Here is a 17,087-nt window from a genome sequence, read left to right as displayed (position 1 = left end):
ACCGCAATAAAACACGGAAAAACAATACGTTATCATGCCATACTAGAAACCACTTCTGGCCATCGCCAATGTCGTATCCAACATTCTATTGGCGAAACCCCATTCGTTATCGCACCATACCAACGTCTTAATCAGGTGCTGTCCGCTAACCCGCGTCTGGGTGCAATCGACAATCGCACTGTGCGGATCATGGTTAAAATCGGTCGACACCAATGGTAATTCCGTATAGTCAACTATACCACGAAATGAACCTCTTGCTGCCTTTTGCAAAAGCTGGTTAACCTCGGCCACACCAACCGGGCTTGTAACGCTGACGCTTAAATCGATAGCAGTTACATTGATCGTTGGCACCCGTACCGAGATAGCTTCAAACCTGTCACAAAACTTCGGAAAAATACGGGTAATCCCTGCCGCCAGTTTGGTATCAACCGGGATAATAGACTGGCTTGCTGCTCGGGTACGGCGTAAATCCTGATGATAAGCATCAATAACAGGCTGGTCATTCATTGATGAATGAATGGTGGTGACAGTGCCGGATTCGATGCCAAAGGCCACATCCAACAACTGAATAATAGGAATAATACAGTTCGTAGTACAGGAGGCGTTGGAAACAATTCGGTGATCCGCCTGTAAATCCTGATGGTTAACACCATAAACCACTGTAGCGTCCAAATCATGTCCACCGGGATGGGCAAACAGCACCTTTTTGGCACCGGAGGTCAAATGCGCCTCGCCATCGGCACGGCTACCATAAACACCGCTACAATCCAGAACTACATCAATTCCTAACTCACCCCAGGGTAACTGCTCTATTTCTGGCTGATGTATCAGCCGGATAATGTCGTCCCCGACGTATAATTTGTCACATTCCTGACGAACATCCCAGGCAAACCGGCCATGGCTGGAGTCATATTTCAGCAGATGGGCCATCCCTTCTGCATTAGCTAACTCATTAATTGCAACGACTGAAATCTCGGCCCGACGACCTGATTCATACAATGCGCGTAAAACGCTACGACCAATACGGCCAAAGCCATTTATCGCTATGCGGATTGTCATGTTACTCCCTGTTTCTGGTTATTATCATGCAACCCCATAGCGTACTTCAGCGCACCCTTAGATGTTAATCGTCTTATCACAATTCAGCCAGAATACTCCCGGCTTTTTCCTCAGCGAAATCGGCTGAAATGGAAAATGAATCATGACTGAAACGCTTCAGCCAGAATAAACCAAACTAATCATAAAAGGAATATCTGCCTGATAAAGGGCACAATTCATCCATCAATTGGCGAAAAAAAAGACCGCCGAAGCGGTCTTTTAACAGGTGCATTACCGAGATTCTCATCACCATTTACAGTGATTCATCGCATTGGTAACGTCATGCTATTTGAGCAAAAACTATTTCAACAACGCCTGAGCTTTGGCCACCACGTTTTCTACGGTGAAACCAAACTCTTTGAACAGCAATTCAGCTGGAGCAGACTCACCAAAGCTGTGCATCCCAACCACTGCGCCATTCAGACCGACGTATTTGTACCAGTAATCAGCGATACCCGCTTCAACTGCAACGCGCGCGCTAACCGCAGATGGCAATACAGATTCACGGTAAGCCGCATCTTGTTTGTCGAATGCATCGGTCGATGGCATAGACACAACGCGCACTTTACGGCCAGCAGCAGTCAGTTGGTCAGCTGCAGCAACCGCCAATTCAACTTCAGAACCGGTGGCAATAAAGATCAGTTCAGGCTGACCGGCACAATCTTTCAGCACATATGCGCCTTTAGAGATATTGGCTAACTGCTCAGCAGTACGTGGCTGTTGTGCCAGGTTCTGACGAGAGAAGATAAGTGCGCTTGGGCCGTCTTTACGTTCCAGCGCATATTGCCACGCTACCGCAGACTCAACCTGGTCACATGGGCGCCAGGTGCTCATATTGGGTGTCACACGCAAGCTTGCCATCTGCTCAACTGGCTGATGGGTTGGGCCATCTTCGCCCAGACCGATAGAGTCATGGGTGTAAACAAAGATGCTACGGATTTTCATCAGCGCAGCCATGCGTACTGCGTTACGGGCATATTCCACAAACATCAGGAAGGTTGCACCGTAAGGGATGAAACCACCGTGCAGAGCAATACCATTCATGATGGCTGACATACCAAATTCACGCACACCGTAGTGAATGTAGTTGCCCGCTTGGTCATCGCTCAGAGATTTAGAGCCAGACCAGATAGTCAGGTTACTTGGTGCCAGGTCGGCGGAGCCACCGAGGAATTCAGGCAACACTTTACCGAAAGCTTCCAGCGCATTTTGTGATGCTTTACGGCTAGCAATTTTGGCAGGATTGGCTTGTAACTCTTCGATAAATTTCTTGGATTCAGTCGCCCAGTTTGCTGGCAACTCACCGCTGACACGGCGTTTGAATTCAGCAGCCAGTTCCGGATACGCTTTAGCGTAAGCGGCAAACTTCTCATTCCAGGCAGCTTCTTTTGCCTTACCCGCTTCTTTAGCATCCCACGCGGCATAGATATCCTGTGGAATTTCGAATGCTGCGTATTTCCAACCCAATGCTTCACGGGTAGCGGCAACTTCGTCAGCGCCTAATGGTGCGCCATGTGAATCATGGGTGCCGGCTTTCTTCGGTGAACCAAAGCCGATAATGGTTTTGCACATCAGCAGTGATGGTTTATCGGTAACTTTGTGGGCTTCTTCGATGGCCGCTTTGATGGAATCAGCGTTATGACCATCAACACCACGAACCACATGCCAACCGTAAGCTTCGAAACGAGCAGCGGTGTCATCAGTGAACCAGCCTTCAACATGGCCGTCGATAGAGATACCGTTGTCGTCATAGAATGCAGTCAGTTTACCCAGCTTCATGGTACCAGCCAGTGAGCAAACTTCATGAGAGATGCCTTCCATCATGCAGCCATCACCCATAAAGGCATAAGTGTGGTGATTGACGATATCATGGCCTGGGCGGTTAAACTGCGCGCCCAGAGTGCGTTCTGCAATCGCAAAACCCACTGCGTTGGCAATGCCCTGACCCAATGGGCCAGTGGTGGTTTCTACGCCAGCGGTATAGCCATATTCAGGGTGACCTGGCGTTTTAGAGTGTAACTGACGGAAGTTTTTCAGTTCTTCCATTGGCAGATCATAACCCGTGAGATGCAGCAGGCTATAGATCAACATGGAGCCGTGACCATTCGACAAGACGAAACGGTCGCGATCAGCCCAGTGTGGATTAGTTGGATTATGGTTCAGGTAATCACGCCACAGTACTTCGGCAATATCTGCCATGCCCATAGGGGCGCCGGGGTGGCCGGAATTCGCTTTTTGCACTGCGTCCATGCTTAATGCGCGGATCGCGTTGGCAAGCTCTTTACGAGAGGACATGTTTTACTCCAGGTCGGATTAAAAAAAGCGTTCAAGGTTACCATTTTCTCAGACTCAGCATTGAAACGGCAATCACTAAAACCAAATGAGCTATAACTTCCATATTTATAACTAATGGAATCTGCTGATTTTCAGAATAAAGCTATAGTACTCACGCTGACAGAGCATTAATCTCCACTACCCATTGTCAGTCATAGTGCGCAAGAGTAGTGGAAGTCGCGCTGACGCAATAGCTATTAATGCAATTGCTGTAATGTAGCAATAAATACCACATAACCACAGGAAGAAAGTGTTATGAAAATTCGTACATCAATGATTGCACTGAGCCTTACAGCATTACTTAGCGGCTGCCAAAATATGAATACCGATGGCTTGATGCAGTCCGGTGCTCAGGCCTTTCAGGCAGCAACCCTGAGTGATGCTGATGTCAAAAACCTCAGTGAGAAATCATGTGCGGAAATGGATCAAAAAGCCCAAATCGCCTCCGTTGATAGCGATTATGGCAAACGTCTGGCTAAAATCTCGGCCGCATTGGGTGATAACATCAATGGTACCCCAGCAAACTATAAGGTTTACGTCACTAAAGATGTGAATGCCTGGGCGATGGCAAATGGCTGTATCCGTGTTTACAGCGGCCTGATGGATATGATGATCGACAATGAAGTGGAAGGCGTACTCGGCCATGAAATGGGCCATGTGGCATTAGGGCATACCCGCAAAGCCATGCAAGTGGCCTACGGTACCACAGCGCTGCGCACTGCGGCTGCCTCCGCTGGTGGTATTGCCGGGCAACTGTCGCAGTCTCAGTTGGCCGATATTGGCGAGAAACTGGTGAGTGCCCAATTCTCACAAAAACAAGAAAGTGAAGCGGATGATTACTCATTCGATCTGCTGAAAAAACGAGGTATCAATCCAAACGGTTTAGTCACCAGCTTCGAAAAGTTAGCGACCATGGAGGCAGGCCGTACTAGCAGCATGTTTGACGATCACCCATCCTCACAGGCCCGCGCCGACCATATCCGCCAGCGTATTGCCGCCGAGAAATAAGAGTTACCACTAATACCTCATCTTATAAATACCCACGCCCACAACAGGGGCGTGAGTTCTATAACTTATATATGAAAACAGCTACTCGTTATCCTCAGCCAGATTAATCTCGATCTGATCACCATTGATCCGTACGGGATAGGTGTTCAGATCGCGATCCCCCGGTTCGCGTAAGCATTGCCCGGTTCGAATATCAAACAGTGCGCCATGCAATGGGCACTCGATGGTTTCACCATCCATAAAACCCTGACTTAACAATGCATTGGCGTGGGGACAAATATCTTCCATTGCGAAATATTCCCCCTCCACCAGATAGATACCTATCCTTTTACCCTCAGCCTGAGCGGAGAAAGGAAAGTCCGGCTTGACGTAATTGACCTTACAAACAGTTAACCACCCCATTGAATCGCCTCCACCAACACAGCACAGATAAAATCACTTCTATCAGTGTGGTTGAGATTGAGCCAATCGCCAGTAGGTATAGAAACAAAAAGGGCAAACCTGAGTTTGCCCTTTTTGTGATGTTAATCAGCAGCTAATACTTATTCATCTTCAAGATAAGTATAACCATACAGACCGGCTTCAAACTCTTCCATAAACTGAGCTTGTAACTCAGTGTCCAGATCCGTTTCTTTCACTTGATCGGAGAACTGTTTTAGCAATTTCTCAGGGTTCAACTGAACGTATTCCAGCATATCTGCGACGGTATCACCTTCGTCGGTCTGTTCAAACTCAACCGTACCATCAGGGAAGACAAACACATCGACTGCCGCGGTATCGCCGAACAAGTTGTGCATATTGCCCAGGATTTCCTGATAGGCTCCGACCATAAAGAAGCCCAGTAGCGGTGGGTTTTCTGCATCATACGGTGGCATTGGCATGGTGGTTGCCACACCATCGCCATCGATATAATGATCGATAGTCCCGTCGGAATCACAGGTGATATCCAATAACACCGCACGGCGCTCAGGTGGCTTATCTAACCCTTCCAATGGCAACACCGGGAAGAGTTGATCGATACCCCACGCATCCGGCATTGACTGGAACAACGAGAAATTGACATACAGCTTGTCAGCCATACGTTCTTGCAGCTCATCAATGATGGGTCGGTGCGCACGGTTGCTCGGATCCAACTGCTTTTGGATCTCGTTGCAAATACTCAAATACAGTTCTTCAGCCCATGCCCGTTGCGTCAGTTCCAACATGCCATGAGCATACTGGGTATGAACATCGTGCAAGTCCATCTGGCTATCGTGCAGCCATTCGCGCAGAGAGCGACGATTTTCTGGCTCTTGCATTTCCAACCAAGTGTCCCACAAGCTTTCCAGTGCGCGTGGCGCATCGGCTGCTGGCGGTTGCGGCTCATTAAACTCATTACGTTCCACACCGATAACATTGGAAACCAGCACGGTATGATGTGCGGTAACTGCGCGGCCCGACTCAGTAATCACGGTTGGGTGTGGCAAACCATGTTCATTACAAGCATCACCAATCCCCCAGATAACGTTATTGGCATATTCATTCAAGCCATAGTTAACTGAGCAATCCGATTGGGAACGGGTCCCTTCGTAATCCACACCTAAACCGCCGCCGACATCGAAACACTGGATATTGACGCCCAGTTTGTGGAGTTCCACATAGAAACGGGCAGATTCACGCACGCCAGTGGAGATATCACGGATGTTGGACAGTTGAGAGCCTAAATGGAAATGCAGCAGTTGCAGGCTTTCCAGACTATTGGCTTCACGTAGCATATCAACCAACTGCAACACCTGAGTCGCGGACAAACCGAATTTGGATTTCTCACCGCCGCTTGCCTGCCATTTGCCGGAGCCTTGTGAAGCCAGACGCGCGCGGACACCCAAACGCGGGACGACGTTCAGGCGCTCGGCCTCTTCCAGTACCATTTTGATTTCTGACATCTTTTCGATGACCAGATAAACCTTATGGCCCAGTTTTTCGCCGATCAATGCCAAGCGGATATATTCACGGTCTTTATAGCCATTACAAACGATGACTGAGCGAGTCATACCGGCATGTGCCAGAACCGCCATCATTTCGGCTTTAGAACCGGCTTCCAGCCCTAACGGCTCACCAGAATTAACCAGTGACTCAATAACCCGGCGATGCTGATTGACTTTAATTGGGTAAACCAAAAAGTAATCGCCTTCATAACCAAACGACTCACGTGCACGTTTAAATGCGCCATTAATTGAGCGCAGGCGATGCTGTAAAATTTGCGGGAAACAGAATAACGCAGGCAGACGTTGCCCCTGCTCAAGCTGCATCTTTTTGACCAATTCAGCTAGATCGACACGTGCCTCACGGACATCCGGATCAGGACAAACACTGATATGACCGAGCTCATTGACGTCATAATAGTTGCCACCCCAGTAGGCGACGTTATACGTGCTCAGCATCTTGCTGGCATTACGATCATTCATGGCAACCTCCTGCATGGAGCGTAAAGAAACATGTGCGCCCGCAGCTGACGGACGGTCAATCAAGTTATCATCAGACATAATTCGCCTCTATTGCGATACTGACGATAAAGTCAGCCACTATCGCAGCTACAACCAACAAGGACAACCCGCGTGAATGCCAAATTGGCAGAATATTGCGCTGGAAAGCGCGATCCATGAGCGGTTTATCTCAGCTATTCATTACCCAAAACAGGGTAAAACACGGTTAAATGTAAAATACGTTTGACTGTAAATACGTATTGAGATTTTGTGAATCGGATTAGCCGCAAAGTCCTCAAGCTAGCCAGACTCAGTGCGTTAGGCGGTAATTAACCGGCCCGCGAATCCTGCGTCGCACCCATGTGGGTGTAACATCGCCTTGATGGTGTACAAGAAAGGAAGGTTGCAAGGGGGGATTGAACGTCAGAACGACGCAGCTGTTGATGTGCAGCAACCAGTAGACAACGGATCATTAATCCAACCACCTCCACGCATGCCGTTCGTGATGAACGGACAAGACTCAATATAATAGACATAGGTAACAGTACGATGACGCTGCCATTTTAGTGATCATCATGACCATGCGCTCATAAGATTGAGTGCACATCATTAAGTGCTAAACACTAAAAATCCCACAATGCGCTAATGTCATCTTCTGTCATCTTCATCATTGCGTATCAAATAAGCTGCGCGCGCAGTTTATACCTATAACGCGAGCAAAATGCAAAATGAAAATGGCCTGCAAGTGTATCAAGCGGTAAATAAATCAACTGGCAACCAAAGTAAGAAATATCTTGATGCAAAAAGGGCTGGCATTAATAGCAAAAGCTGACCTAAAATAGACGTCCAGATGTTAATACATCCATCCATTTTAATTGCTAGAATGTCTGTGTCGCTATAATAATTATGACGGACTTCTAAAGGGATAGACTGCTAAAGGCTTTGCCTAAAGGGGCGTTGTAAAGCGCAATGCAACAAAAAGCCCATTCAAACAGCGGCTTTGGTTGCTTGACTTCAATGCTATGCAGTGACATTTCACTTGTATTCAAGGTAAAGAAAACAAATGGCTAAACACCTATTTACGTCGGAATCGGTTTCCGAAGGACATCCTGACAAAGTTGCCGATCAGATTTCCGATGCTGTACTTGACGCAATTCTTGAACAAGATCCAAAAGCACGTGTTGCCTGCGAGACCTATGTCAAAACGGGTATGGTATTGGTTGGTGGTGAAGTCACCACTAACGCGTGGGTAGATATCGAAGAGATCACCCGTCGTACTGTGCGCGAAATCGGCTATGTTAATTCTGAGATGGGTTTTGACGCTAACTCTTGTGCCGTTTTGAGCGCAATTGGTAAACAGTCTCCTGATATCAACCAGGGTGTTGACCGTGCAGATCCACTAGAGCAAGGTGCAGGTGACCAAGGTTTAATGTTCGGTTACGCCACCAACGAAACCAGCGTTTTGATGCCAGCGCCCATTACTTATGCTCACCGTTTGGTTGAGCGCCAGGCTGCTGTCCGTAAAAATGGCACTTTGCCGTGGCTACGCCCAGATGCAAAAAGCCAGATTACTTTCCAATATGATGGTGGCAAAATTGTCGGTATTGATGCGGTAGTTCTGTCAACTCAGCATTCAGATGAAATTAGCCTGATAGATTTACAAGAAGCGGTGATGGAAGAGATCATCAAGCCGGTTCTGCCAGCCGAGTGGCTCACGGCGACGACTAAATATCACATCAACCCAACCGGCCGTTTTGTTATCGGTGGCCCAATGGGGGACTGTGGTCTGACCGGTCGTAAAATTATCGTTGATACCTACGGCGGCATGGCACGTCATGGTGGCGGCGCATTCTCGGGTAAAGATCCATCTAAAGTGGACCGTTCTGCTGCCTATGCTGCTCGCTATGTGGCAAAAAATATCGTTGCAGCTGGTCTGGCTGATCGTTGCGAAATTCAGGTTTCTTACGCTATCGGTGTTGCAGAGCCAACTTCCATCATGGTGGAAACATTTGGTACCGGCAAGATAGCGGAAGATAGATTGGTCGCTCTGGTGCGTGAGTTCTTCGAACTACGCCCTTATGGCCTGATTCAGATGCTGGATCTGTTGCATCCGATCTATCGCAAAACCGCCGCTTATGGTCACTTTGGTCGTGAAGAATTCCCTTGGGAAAAAACCGACAAAGCTGCCTTATTGCGTGATGCTGCTGGCCTGAAATAACGTTTAGACGGTAAGATCTCAATAACAAAAACCCCGCCAGCCGGGGTTTTTTTATGCTTGATTTTTATGACTGCCGATAACGCTCAATCAAGCTGAATATTGCCATTCCTGCCACCATCGCGGCGGCAAAGATAATACCTTTGTACATCCCCGCGCCCAGTAGTACCAATGCCGGCCCTGGGCATATCCCCGCCAGCCCCCAGCCAATACCAAATAACATACTGCCACCTATTAAACGGCGATCAATATGGGTGGATGTTGGTAATTGGAGAGGATATCCAAGCAAACTGGTTTTACGCTTTTTAGCCCAACCAAAACCGAGTGTTGCTACCACCACTGCAGCGGCCATCACCAGCGCCAGTGATGGGTCCCACAAGCCTCCAATATCGAGAAAACCAAGTACCTTAGCGGGATTCGCCATACCTGCGACTATCAGCCCCAGGCCAAAAACCAGCCCGGCAAGCAATGAGAAAAGCAAATTCATATTTCCTTCCTGGCGTCTAAGCGAATAGATGGCGAACAATCCACACAGTTGCAAAACCGGTAAGCATAAAGCTCAGTGTCGCCAGCAATGAACGCGGTGAGAAACGCGCTAAGCCACAGACACCATGCCCACTGGTGCAACCTGCCCCATAACGAGTTCCGATCCCGACCAATAATCCAGCCACGATCAGAACCGGCAAATCAGCATCAATCTGGATCAACGGCAGATCGGTAAAAAGTGAATAAATGCCAGGGGCCATAATCAAACCGAGGAGGAAAGCAACGCGCCAGGAAATATCCCCCGCCTTTGGCGGCAATAATCCGCCTAAAATGCCGCTAATACCGGCAATACGGCCATTACAAAACCATAAAATTGTCACAGCAATACCCAATAACACGCCACCAGCCAGTGCACTGAAGGGAGTGAAATTAGCCCAATCGATAGTCATGCGCCCTCCTTCTCTTGTGGGCAATAAAGCTGATACAGCACTTCAAGCAGTGCCAATACTTTACTATCAGCGATCGAATAAAATATGCGTTTCCCTTCTCGGCGGGTGTTCACCAGCCCATCACTACGCAGTACAGCAAGTTGTTGCGAGAGCGTCGGTTGGTGAATACCCAGAGCCTCTTCCAGTTCGCCGACCGCCTTTTCTCCCTGACTCAGTTGGCACAGCAACAACAACCGATCTTCATTTGATAATATTTTCAGCACATCACAAGCCTGCCCTGCCGCATATCTCATCAGATCCATACTGATGGTTTTATCGTTATTCATATGCATCTCTAATGCTTATATTTCATTATATATTTTTATATTATATATATTAGCATAATGATCAATCGAAAATTGTCCGACCTACTGGCTTGCATCTGGTTATCTGCCGTTTTATTCTTCCGCGATATGAGTTCATTAAGAATCCCCATCGCGCTACAGCAAGCAGTTATGCGCTGTTTGCGCCATAAATTGCAGCTGGCAAATCAGCATCTTGGCACCGACTATCCGGAGCCGAAAATCAACTATCATCAACGTGGTACCAGCGCGGGCAGCGCCTATCTGCAATCCTTCGAAATTCGTCTCAATCCAGTATTATTACTGGAAAATCAACAGCTTTTTATTGATGAAGTGGTGCCTCACGAATTGGCCCATTTACTGGTTTATCGCCAATTTGGTCGCGTTCCTCCGCATGGTAAAGAGTGGCGTTGGATGATGGAGCATGTCTTGCAAGTCCCAGCCAGCCGTACACATCAGTTTGAAGTCACCTCTGTGCGCAGTAAGACTTTTAATTATCAGTGCAAATGCCAGCAACACGCCTTAACTATTCGCCGCCACAATAAAGTTCAGCGCGGTGAGAGCGAATACCGCTGTCGCGAATGCGGTGAAAAACTGCAATTTGTCACGACAAAAAGCTGTTAGAAATTAACGTTAGTTGTTATAAAACAGCAGGTTAATTTGCCATTCATAAATATTATCTATAACCTGCCTGTTTTTCATTATCAGGCTGTTTTGAGATATGTTACGCAAACTTCTATTCCTGCTGGTTTTGTCCTCTCCCCTACTCCCACTCTCCGGTTACAGCCAAAGCATTAATAACTTTTCTCAGGCTAAAGCCGTTGCTGCGAAAATTAATCAGGATGCCCCCGGCAGCTTTTATTGTGGTTGCAAAATTGACTGGCAAGGTAAAAAAGGGGTTCCGGATCTGAGAAGTTGCGGCTATCAACCGCGTAAAAATGCTCAACGTGCCGCGCGGATTGAATGGGAGCATGTCGTCCCAGCCTGGCAATTTGGCCACCAGCGTCAGTGCTGGCAGCAAGGCGGGCGCAAAAATTGCACCAAAGATCCGGTCTATCGCCAAATAGAAACTGACCTGCATAATCTGCAACCCGCTATTGGCGAGGTGAATGGTGACCGCAATAACTTCATGTATTCCCAGTGGAATGGCGGCAACGGTCAATATGGTCAATGCGAGATGAAAGTCGACTTCAAAAATAAGTTGGCTGAACCCCCTACGCGCTCACGTGGTGCAATTGCCCGTACCTACTTTTATATGCGCGACCAATATCAACTTCGGCTTTCCAGCCAACAAAGCAAACTGTTCGAGGTGTGGAATCGTCAATATCCGGTGACAAACTGGGAATGTCTACGTGATGAACGGGTGGCAAAAGCACAAGGGAATCATAACCCTTATGTACAACGCGCTTGCCAGCAGCAAAAAGGCTAATCTAGTATACTGGTCAAAGTTTTCGTTTCAGGGCTCAAACAACTCATGCGCATACCTCGCATTTATCACCCGCAGCCTTTGCAGGCAAATACCGAATTGGCGCTCAGTGATGAAGCAGCCAATCATGTCGGCCGCGTGCTGCGAATGACTGAAGGCCAAAGTCTGCAATTATTTGATGGCAGTAATCAGGTTTTCGCAGCTGAAATTATCCGTGTGGATAAAAAAAACCTGATTGTTCGGTTGGCCGAAGGGCAGTTGGAAGACCGTGAATCCCCCTTAAATCTACATTTAGGCCAAGTCATTTCCCGTGGGGAAAAGATGGAGTTTACGGTTCAGAAATCCATTGAACTGGGTGTCGATGTGATTACTCCGCTGTTTTCCGAGCGCTGCGGCGTTAAGCTGGATGGCGAACGTCTGGCAAAGAAAATTCAGCAGTGGCAGAAGATTGCTATTGCGGCCTGTGAGCAATGCGGGCGCAATAAGATCCCGGAGATCCGCGAAGCAATGCAGCTATCTGAATGGTGTGCAGAGCAAGATGACAGCCTTAAGTTGAATCTGCATCCGCGTGCCAGCAACAGCATTAACACCCTCCCCTCGTCACTCAACAAAGTACGTCTGTTGATTGGCCCGGAGGGCGGCCTCTCTGCTGATGAAATTGCCATGACCTCACGCCTTGGATTTACTGATATCCTGCTAGGGCCGCGAGTGCTGCGTACCGAAACTACCGCTCTTACCGCAATCACTGCTTTGCAGGTGCGGTTTGGCGATCTGGGATAAAATTCGTTCCCGTTAGGAGAGAAGAATGATCAAGCTCGGCATCGTAATGGACCCAATCTCGTCCATCAATATCAAGAAAGACTCCAGCTTCGCTATGCTGTTAGAAGCACAGCGCCGTGGTTGGGAACTGCATTATATGGAGATGGGTGATCTTTACCTGCGTGGTGGTGATGGCCGTGCCCGTACCCGCCTGCTGAGTGTGAAACAGGATAAAGACGACTGGTTCAGTTTTGGTACAGAGCAAGACATCCCGCTGCATGATCTTGATGTCATTCTGATGCGTAAAGATCCGCCGTTTGATACTGAGTTCATCTACGCCACCTATATTCTGGAACGTGCGGAAGATAAAGGCACGCTGGTGGTGAATAAGCCACAGAGCCTACGCGACTGTAACGAAAAGCTGTTTACTGCGTGGTTCCCTGAATTAACGCCAGATACACTGGTCAGTCGTAGCAAAGACCACATCCGCAAGTTCCATCAGGAACATGGCGATATCATTCTAAAACCTCTGGATGGTATGGGCGGCACATCAATATTCCGCGTGAAACAGGATGACCCCAACCTGTCGGTTATTATTGAAACGCTAACCGAGTTGGGCAGCCGATTCTGCATGGCGCAAAACTTCCTGCCCGCGATTAAAGAAGGCGATAAACGCGTATTGGTGGTAGACGGCGAACCGGTACCTTACTGCCTGGCACGTATTCCGGCGCAAGGTGAAACTCGCGGTAACTTGGCAGCCGGTGGCCGTGGCGAAGCCCGCCCACTGAGTGAAAGTGATTGGAAAATTGCCCGTGCTGTTGCACCGGTACTGAAGCAAAAAGGCTTGGTTTTTGTCGGTCTGGATATCATCGGCGATCGCCTGACTGAAATTAACGTGACTAGCCCGACCTGCATACGCGAAATTGAAGCCGCTTTCCCGGATGTATCAATTACCGGCATGCTGATGGATGCAATCGAAGTGCGGTTAGCAAACAAATAACCAAAAAATAACTTGAGCGCCGCTTACTGCGGCCTCATAGAAGTAAGGCCCAGGGATGGACCGAGTCATGAACACAGCTAAAAACCCTGCGGCTTCAAGGGCGAAGGGGAGCCGTGACTTTATTCGCATTTATCCGCATACTGACAAGAGTTTATCCCTTAACTCAGCTAATCCTCTATATAACATAATGAATTTACAGCATCATTTTCTTATAGCTATGCCTTCACTTCAGGACCCCCACTTTATGCGCTCGGTTATCTATATCTGTGAGCATAATAAAGAGGGTGCCATGGGTTTGGTGATTAACAAGCCGATGGAACAGTTCACTGTAGAAACTGTACTGGAAAAACTAAAAATCAATCCAACACCACGAGATCCCTCGATTCGGCTGGATAAAGCGGTATTGGCGGGTGGCCCGCTGGCAGAAGATCGTGGTTTTATCCTGCATTCGCCACAGGAAGGTTTTGGCTCCAGCATTCCTATTTCACCAGATACCATGATAACGACCTCTAAAGATGTACTGGAGACGTTAGGAACACCAGAACAGCCGAAAAACTTGTTGGTTGCCCTGGGGTATGCGGGTTGGCAGCAGGGGCAGTTAGAACAAGAACTGCTGGATAACGCCTGGCTGACCATTGAAGCAGATACGCATATCCTGTTTAACACCCCGATTGCTGAGCGCTGGCAAGCTGCGGCCAATAGGCTGGGTATCAATATCTTTAATATCGCTCCGCAAGCAGGACACGCCTGATGGCTAATCGCACGATTGTCGCCTTTGATTTTGGTACTAAAAGTATCGGCGTCGCTATTGGTCAGGAAGTCACTGGTACCGCCCGAGCGCTAACCTCTTTTAAAGCTCAGGACGGCACGCCGGACTGGCAGAAAGTTGAAAAATTGCTGAAAGAGTGGCAACCAGATTTAGTCGTTGTTGGGCTGCCACTGAATATGGATGGCACCGAGCAGCCGCTAACGGCGCGCGCGCGCAGGTTTGCCAACCGCCTGCATGGCCGTTTTGGTGTACAAATTGCCTTACAGGATGAACGCCTCAGTACTGTCGAGGCTCGCGCTAATTTGTTTGACAGTGGCGGCTATCGCGCGCTGGACAAAGGCAGTGTCGACGCCGTCTCTGCGGTCATCATTCTGGAAAGTTGGTTTGATCAGCAAGCGGGCTAAGTCCGCTGCGTTTGGCTTTCTGCAAACAAATTCCTACGTTCTGTTTCCACAATCCTACCCAGCATTCCCTAAGTGGCATGGCACCCATGCCCGCACAATTGTATACTGGATGGATGCCAATCAGCGGCTCAAAATATTGCACACCCTTCACGGGTGTTTTTTACATTTATTGAGGTTTTCTCATGACAAAAGTAACTGTTGCTGCGACTCAAATGGCCTGTTCCTGGGACCTGCCTAAGAACATTGAAAATGCCGAGAAACTGGTACGTCAGGCTCATGCCAAGGGTGCACAAATCATCCTGATTCAGGAGCTGTTTGCTGCACCTTATTTCTGCATTGATCAAAGCCCTGAGCACTATGCACTGGCCCAAGAGCTGGACAATAGCCCACTTATCCAACATTTTTCCAAGCTGGCAGCTGAGCTGGAAGTGGTATTGCCATTGAGTTTCTTTGAGAAAGCCAATAATGCCTATTACAACTCACTGGTCATGATTGATGCTGATGGCTCCGTGCTGGATGTGTACCGTAAAACTCACATTCCTAATGGCCCGGCTTACCAGGAAAAACAATTCTTTATCCCAGGCGATACCGGCTTTAAAGTCTGGCAGACCCGCTATGCCAAAGTCGGCGTTGGTATCTGTTGGGATCAGTGGTTCCCAGAAACTGCCCGTAGTCTGGCATTACTGGGGGCAGAAATCATTTTCTACCCAACCGCTATTGGATCTGAGCCTGCTTATCCTGACATCGATAGCCAGCCGCACTGGACTCGTGTTCAGCAAGGCCATGCAGCCGCGAATCTGGTACCAGTGATTGCTTCTAACCGTATTGGTACTGAGAAAAGCAAATATATCGATGGGTTGGAAATGACCTTCTACGGCTCTTCATTTATTGCAGACCAAACCGGCGCTCTGCTGGCTCAGGCCAACAAAACCGACGAGGCTGTGTTGGTTCACCAGTTCGATTTGCAGGAAATCGCTGCTCAGCGCGAGTCATGGGGCTTATTCCGCGATCGCCGTCCAGAAATGTATCAGGTACTTGCCACTTCTGACGGCAAAACCCGGAGATAATGTATGTCTGTTAAAAGCCCCGTGTTACAAAGCACTGTGTCACAAGCCCTGCCGGGTACTCCGCAGCAGGATGGTTTCTTTATGCCAGCCGAATGGGCAAAGCAAGATGCCGTCTGGATGTTATGGCCATATCGCCAAGATAACTGGCGCGGTAAGGGGATTCCCGCTCAGCAGACTTTTGCCAAAGTAGCGGAAGCAATCAGCCGTACAACCCCAGTATTTATGGGGGTTCCCGCCGAGTTTATGGCGCAGGCCAAAGCAACCCTACCGGCCAGTGTCACACTGGTAGAAATGGCAAGCGATGATGCCTGGATGCGTGATACTGGCCCGACTATGGTCATCAATGGTGCTGGCGAACGCCGCGCGGTTGACTGGCAGTTCAATGCCTGGGGCGGCCTTAACGGCGGTTTGTATGCTAATTGGCAACAAGATGAAAAAATTGCCGTTCAAGTGAGTGACTTCTTGAATAATGCCCATTACAGCGCACCATTAGTGCTGGAAGGTGGCTCTATTCATACCGATGGTGAAGGCACTTTACTGACTACCGCAGAGTGTTTGTTGAATCCTAACCGCAACCCGCACCTTAATCAGGTACAGATTGAACAGTTGCTGCGTGAATACCTTGGTGTCACACATTTCATCTGGTTACAAGACGGCGTTTATAACGATGAGACCGATGGCCACATCGACAATATGTGCTGTTTTGTCCGCCCTGGTGAAGTCGCTCTGCATTGGACTGACGATCAGCAGGATCCGCAATACGCGCGTTCTGTTGCCGCCTTTGAAGTTTTATCCAATGCAGTTGATGCCAAAGGCCGTAAGCTAAAAATCTGGAAGCTGCCGGCACCAGGCCCACTGTATAACACCGAAGCTGAGACTTTCGATGTGCTGTCTAGCGATGCCGTGCCACGCACCGCCGGTGAGCGGTTAGCCGGGTCTTACGTCAACTTCCTGATCAGCAATCAACAGATTATTTATCCGCTGTTGGATAGCCGCACTGATGGGCTGGCGCATGATCTGTTGCAGCAGATATTCCCTGGCTATGCGATTGTTGGTGTCCCTGCTCGCGAGATCCTCTTAGGAGGCGGTAATATTCATTGTATTACCCAGCAGATCCCAGCCGCCTAGTTTACCCTTCCTACTTGGAGCCGCAGCGGTGTTAGCGGCTCTCATTCACCCGAATCACTTACCGTTGTAAGCTCATCGGGATGCATTCGTTTGCTGCCTTGCTGCAACACCAATTACTTTGGGTAACATCTTTTTTAATAA

The 17,087-nt window shown here is 48.7% G+C and carries 17 protein-coding genes; 10 read left to right on the top strand and 7 right to left on the bottom strand.

Features of this window, described 5'->3' with window-relative positions:
* Positions 1–42: 42 nt before the first annotated feature.
* Positions 43–1,059, bottom strand: a complete 1,017-nt coding sequence (epd, locus tag QSV56_RS17160) for an erythrose-4-phosphate dehydrogenase (protein WP_019079002.1) — start codon at positions 1,057–1,059, stop codon at positions 43–45.
* Between the two features lie 339 nt (positions 1,060–1,398).
* Positions 1,399–3,393 (bottom strand): transketolase, encoded by a 1,995-nt coding sequence (gene tkt, locus QSV56_RS17155; RefSeq protein ID WP_005157073.1) that lies wholly within the window; start codon positions 3,391–3,393, stop codon positions 1,399–1,401.
* A 294-nt stretch (positions 3,394–3,687) separates the two neighbouring features.
* On the opposite strand from tkt, the gene QSV56_RS17150 reads away from it, so the two are divergent.
* Entirely contained in the window at positions 3,688–4,440 is a 753-nt protein-coding gene (locus QSV56_RS17150) for a M48 family metallopeptidase (RefSeq protein WP_046050293.1), read from the top strand.
* 81 nt (positions 4,441–4,521) lie between these two features.
* Here QSV56_RS17150 and QSV56_RS17145 read toward each other — a convergent pair whose 3' ends face one another.
* Positions 4,522–4,842 (bottom strand): non-heme iron oxygenase ferredoxin subunit, encoded by a 321-nt coding sequence (locus QSV56_RS17145; RefSeq protein ID WP_019079005.1) that lies wholly within the window; start codon positions 4,840–4,842, stop codon positions 4,522–4,524.
* A gap of 140 nt (positions 4,843–4,982) precedes the next feature.
* Positions 4,983–6,962 (bottom strand): biosynthetic arginine decarboxylase, encoded by a 1,980-nt coding sequence (gene speA, locus QSV56_RS17140; protein WP_019082398.1) that lies wholly within the window; start codon positions 6,960–6,962, stop codon positions 4,983–4,985.
* 1,003 nt (positions 6,963–7,965) lie between these two features.
* Here speA and metK point away from each other — a divergent pair.
* Positions 7,966–9,120, top strand: coding sequence for a methionine adenosyltransferase (gene metK, locus QSV56_RS17135; protein WP_301212999.1), 1,155 nt, complete (start codon positions 7,966–7,968; stop codon positions 9,118–9,120).
* 64 nt (positions 9,121–9,184) lie between these two features.
* On the opposite strand, the gene QSV56_RS17130 is transcribed toward metK, so the two are convergent.
* The 3 genes from QSV56_RS17130 to QSV56_RS17120 are packed head-to-tail and all read right to left on the bottom strand — an operon-like array spanning position 9,185 to position 10,378.
* Positions 9,185–9,604, bottom strand: coding sequence for a DUF6691 family protein (locus QSV56_RS17130; RefSeq protein WP_019079008.1), 420 nt, complete (start codon positions 9,602–9,604; stop codon positions 9,185–9,187).
* A 16-nt stretch (positions 9,605–9,620) separates the two neighbouring features.
* The gene (locus QSV56_RS17125) at positions 9,621–10,052 is read right to left on the bottom strand and encodes a YeeE/YedE family protein (protein ID WP_046050292.1); all 432 of its coding nucleotides are present in this window, start codon (positions 10,050–10,052) and stop codon (positions 9,621–9,623) included.
* Positions 10,049–10,378 carry a metalloregulator ArsR/SmtB family transcription factor gene (locus QSV56_RS17120; protein WP_019079010.1) on the bottom strand — a complete coding sequence of 110 codons (330 nt, stop codon included), beginning with the start codon at positions 10,376–10,378 and terminating at the stop codon, positions 10,049–10,051. Before QSV56_RS17120 ends, QSV56_RS17125 begins: the two co-directional genes overlap by 4 nt.
* Before the next feature lie 126 nt (positions 10,379–10,504).
* Here QSV56_RS17120 and QSV56_RS17115 point away from each other — a divergent pair, with 126 nt between their 5' ends.
* The 8 genes from QSV56_RS17115 to aguA all read left to right on the top strand — a co-directional run bounded on the left by QSV56_RS17115 (position 10,505) and on the right by aguA (position 16,946).
* Entirely contained in the window at positions 10,505–11,017 is a 513-nt protein-coding gene (locus tag QSV56_RS17115; RefSeq protein ID WP_046051973.1) for a SprT family zinc-dependent metalloprotease, read from the top strand.
* 97 nt (positions 11,018–11,114) lie between these two features.
* Positions 11,115–11,822 (top strand): deoxyribonuclease I, encoded by a 708-nt coding sequence (endA, locus tag QSV56_RS17110; RefSeq protein WP_019082395.1) that lies wholly within the window; start codon positions 11,115–11,117, stop codon positions 11,820–11,822.
* Positions 11,823–11,867: 45 nt separating this feature from the next.
* Entirely contained in the window at positions 11,868–12,599 is a 732-nt protein-coding gene (gene rsmE / locus QSV56_RS17105; RefSeq protein ID WP_019079013.1) for a 16S rRNA (uracil(1498)-N(3))-methyltransferase, read from the top strand.
* Between the two features lie 25 nt (positions 12,600–12,624).
* On the top strand, positions 12,625–13,578 hold the full coding sequence (gene gshB / locus QSV56_RS17100) for a glutathione synthase (RefSeq protein ID WP_019079014.1): 954 nt from the start codon (positions 12,625–12,627) through the stop codon (positions 13,576–13,578).
* 187 nt (positions 13,579–13,765) lie between these two features.
* Positions 13,766–14,329, top strand: a complete 564-nt coding sequence (locus QSV56_RS17095) for a YqgE/AlgH family protein (protein WP_046050291.1) — start codon at positions 13,766–13,768, stop codon at positions 14,327–14,329.
* Positions 14,329–14,751 carry a Holliday junction resolvase RuvX gene (gene ruvX / locus QSV56_RS17090; protein ID WP_301212998.1) on the top strand — a complete coding sequence of 141 codons (423 nt, stop codon included), beginning with the start codon at positions 14,329–14,331 and terminating at the stop codon, positions 14,749–14,751. Before QSV56_RS17095 ends, ruvX begins: the two co-directional genes overlap by 1 nt.
* Before the next feature lie 182 nt (positions 14,752–14,933).
* A complete protein-coding gene (gene aguB / locus QSV56_RS17085) occupies positions 14,934–15,818 on the top strand; it encodes an N-carbamoylputrescine amidase (protein ID WP_046050290.1) in 885 nt (294 codons plus the stop codon).
* A gap of 3 nt (positions 15,819–15,821) precedes the next feature.
* Positions 15,822–16,946, top strand: coding sequence for an agmatine deiminase (aguA, locus tag QSV56_RS17080; protein ID WP_019079017.1), 1,125 nt, complete (start codon positions 15,822–15,824; stop codon positions 16,944–16,946).
* Positions 16,947–17,087 lie beyond the last annotated feature (141 nt).

This window comes from Yersinia sp. 22-579 (assembly GCF_030433455.1).
Classification (GTDB): Bacteria; Pseudomonadota; Gammaproteobacteria; order Enterobacterales; family Enterobacteriaceae; genus Yersinia; species Yersinia enterocolitica.
The sequence above is the reverse complement of the archived record's forward strand: the minus strand, read 5'-3'. Positions and strand labels throughout refer to the sequence as shown.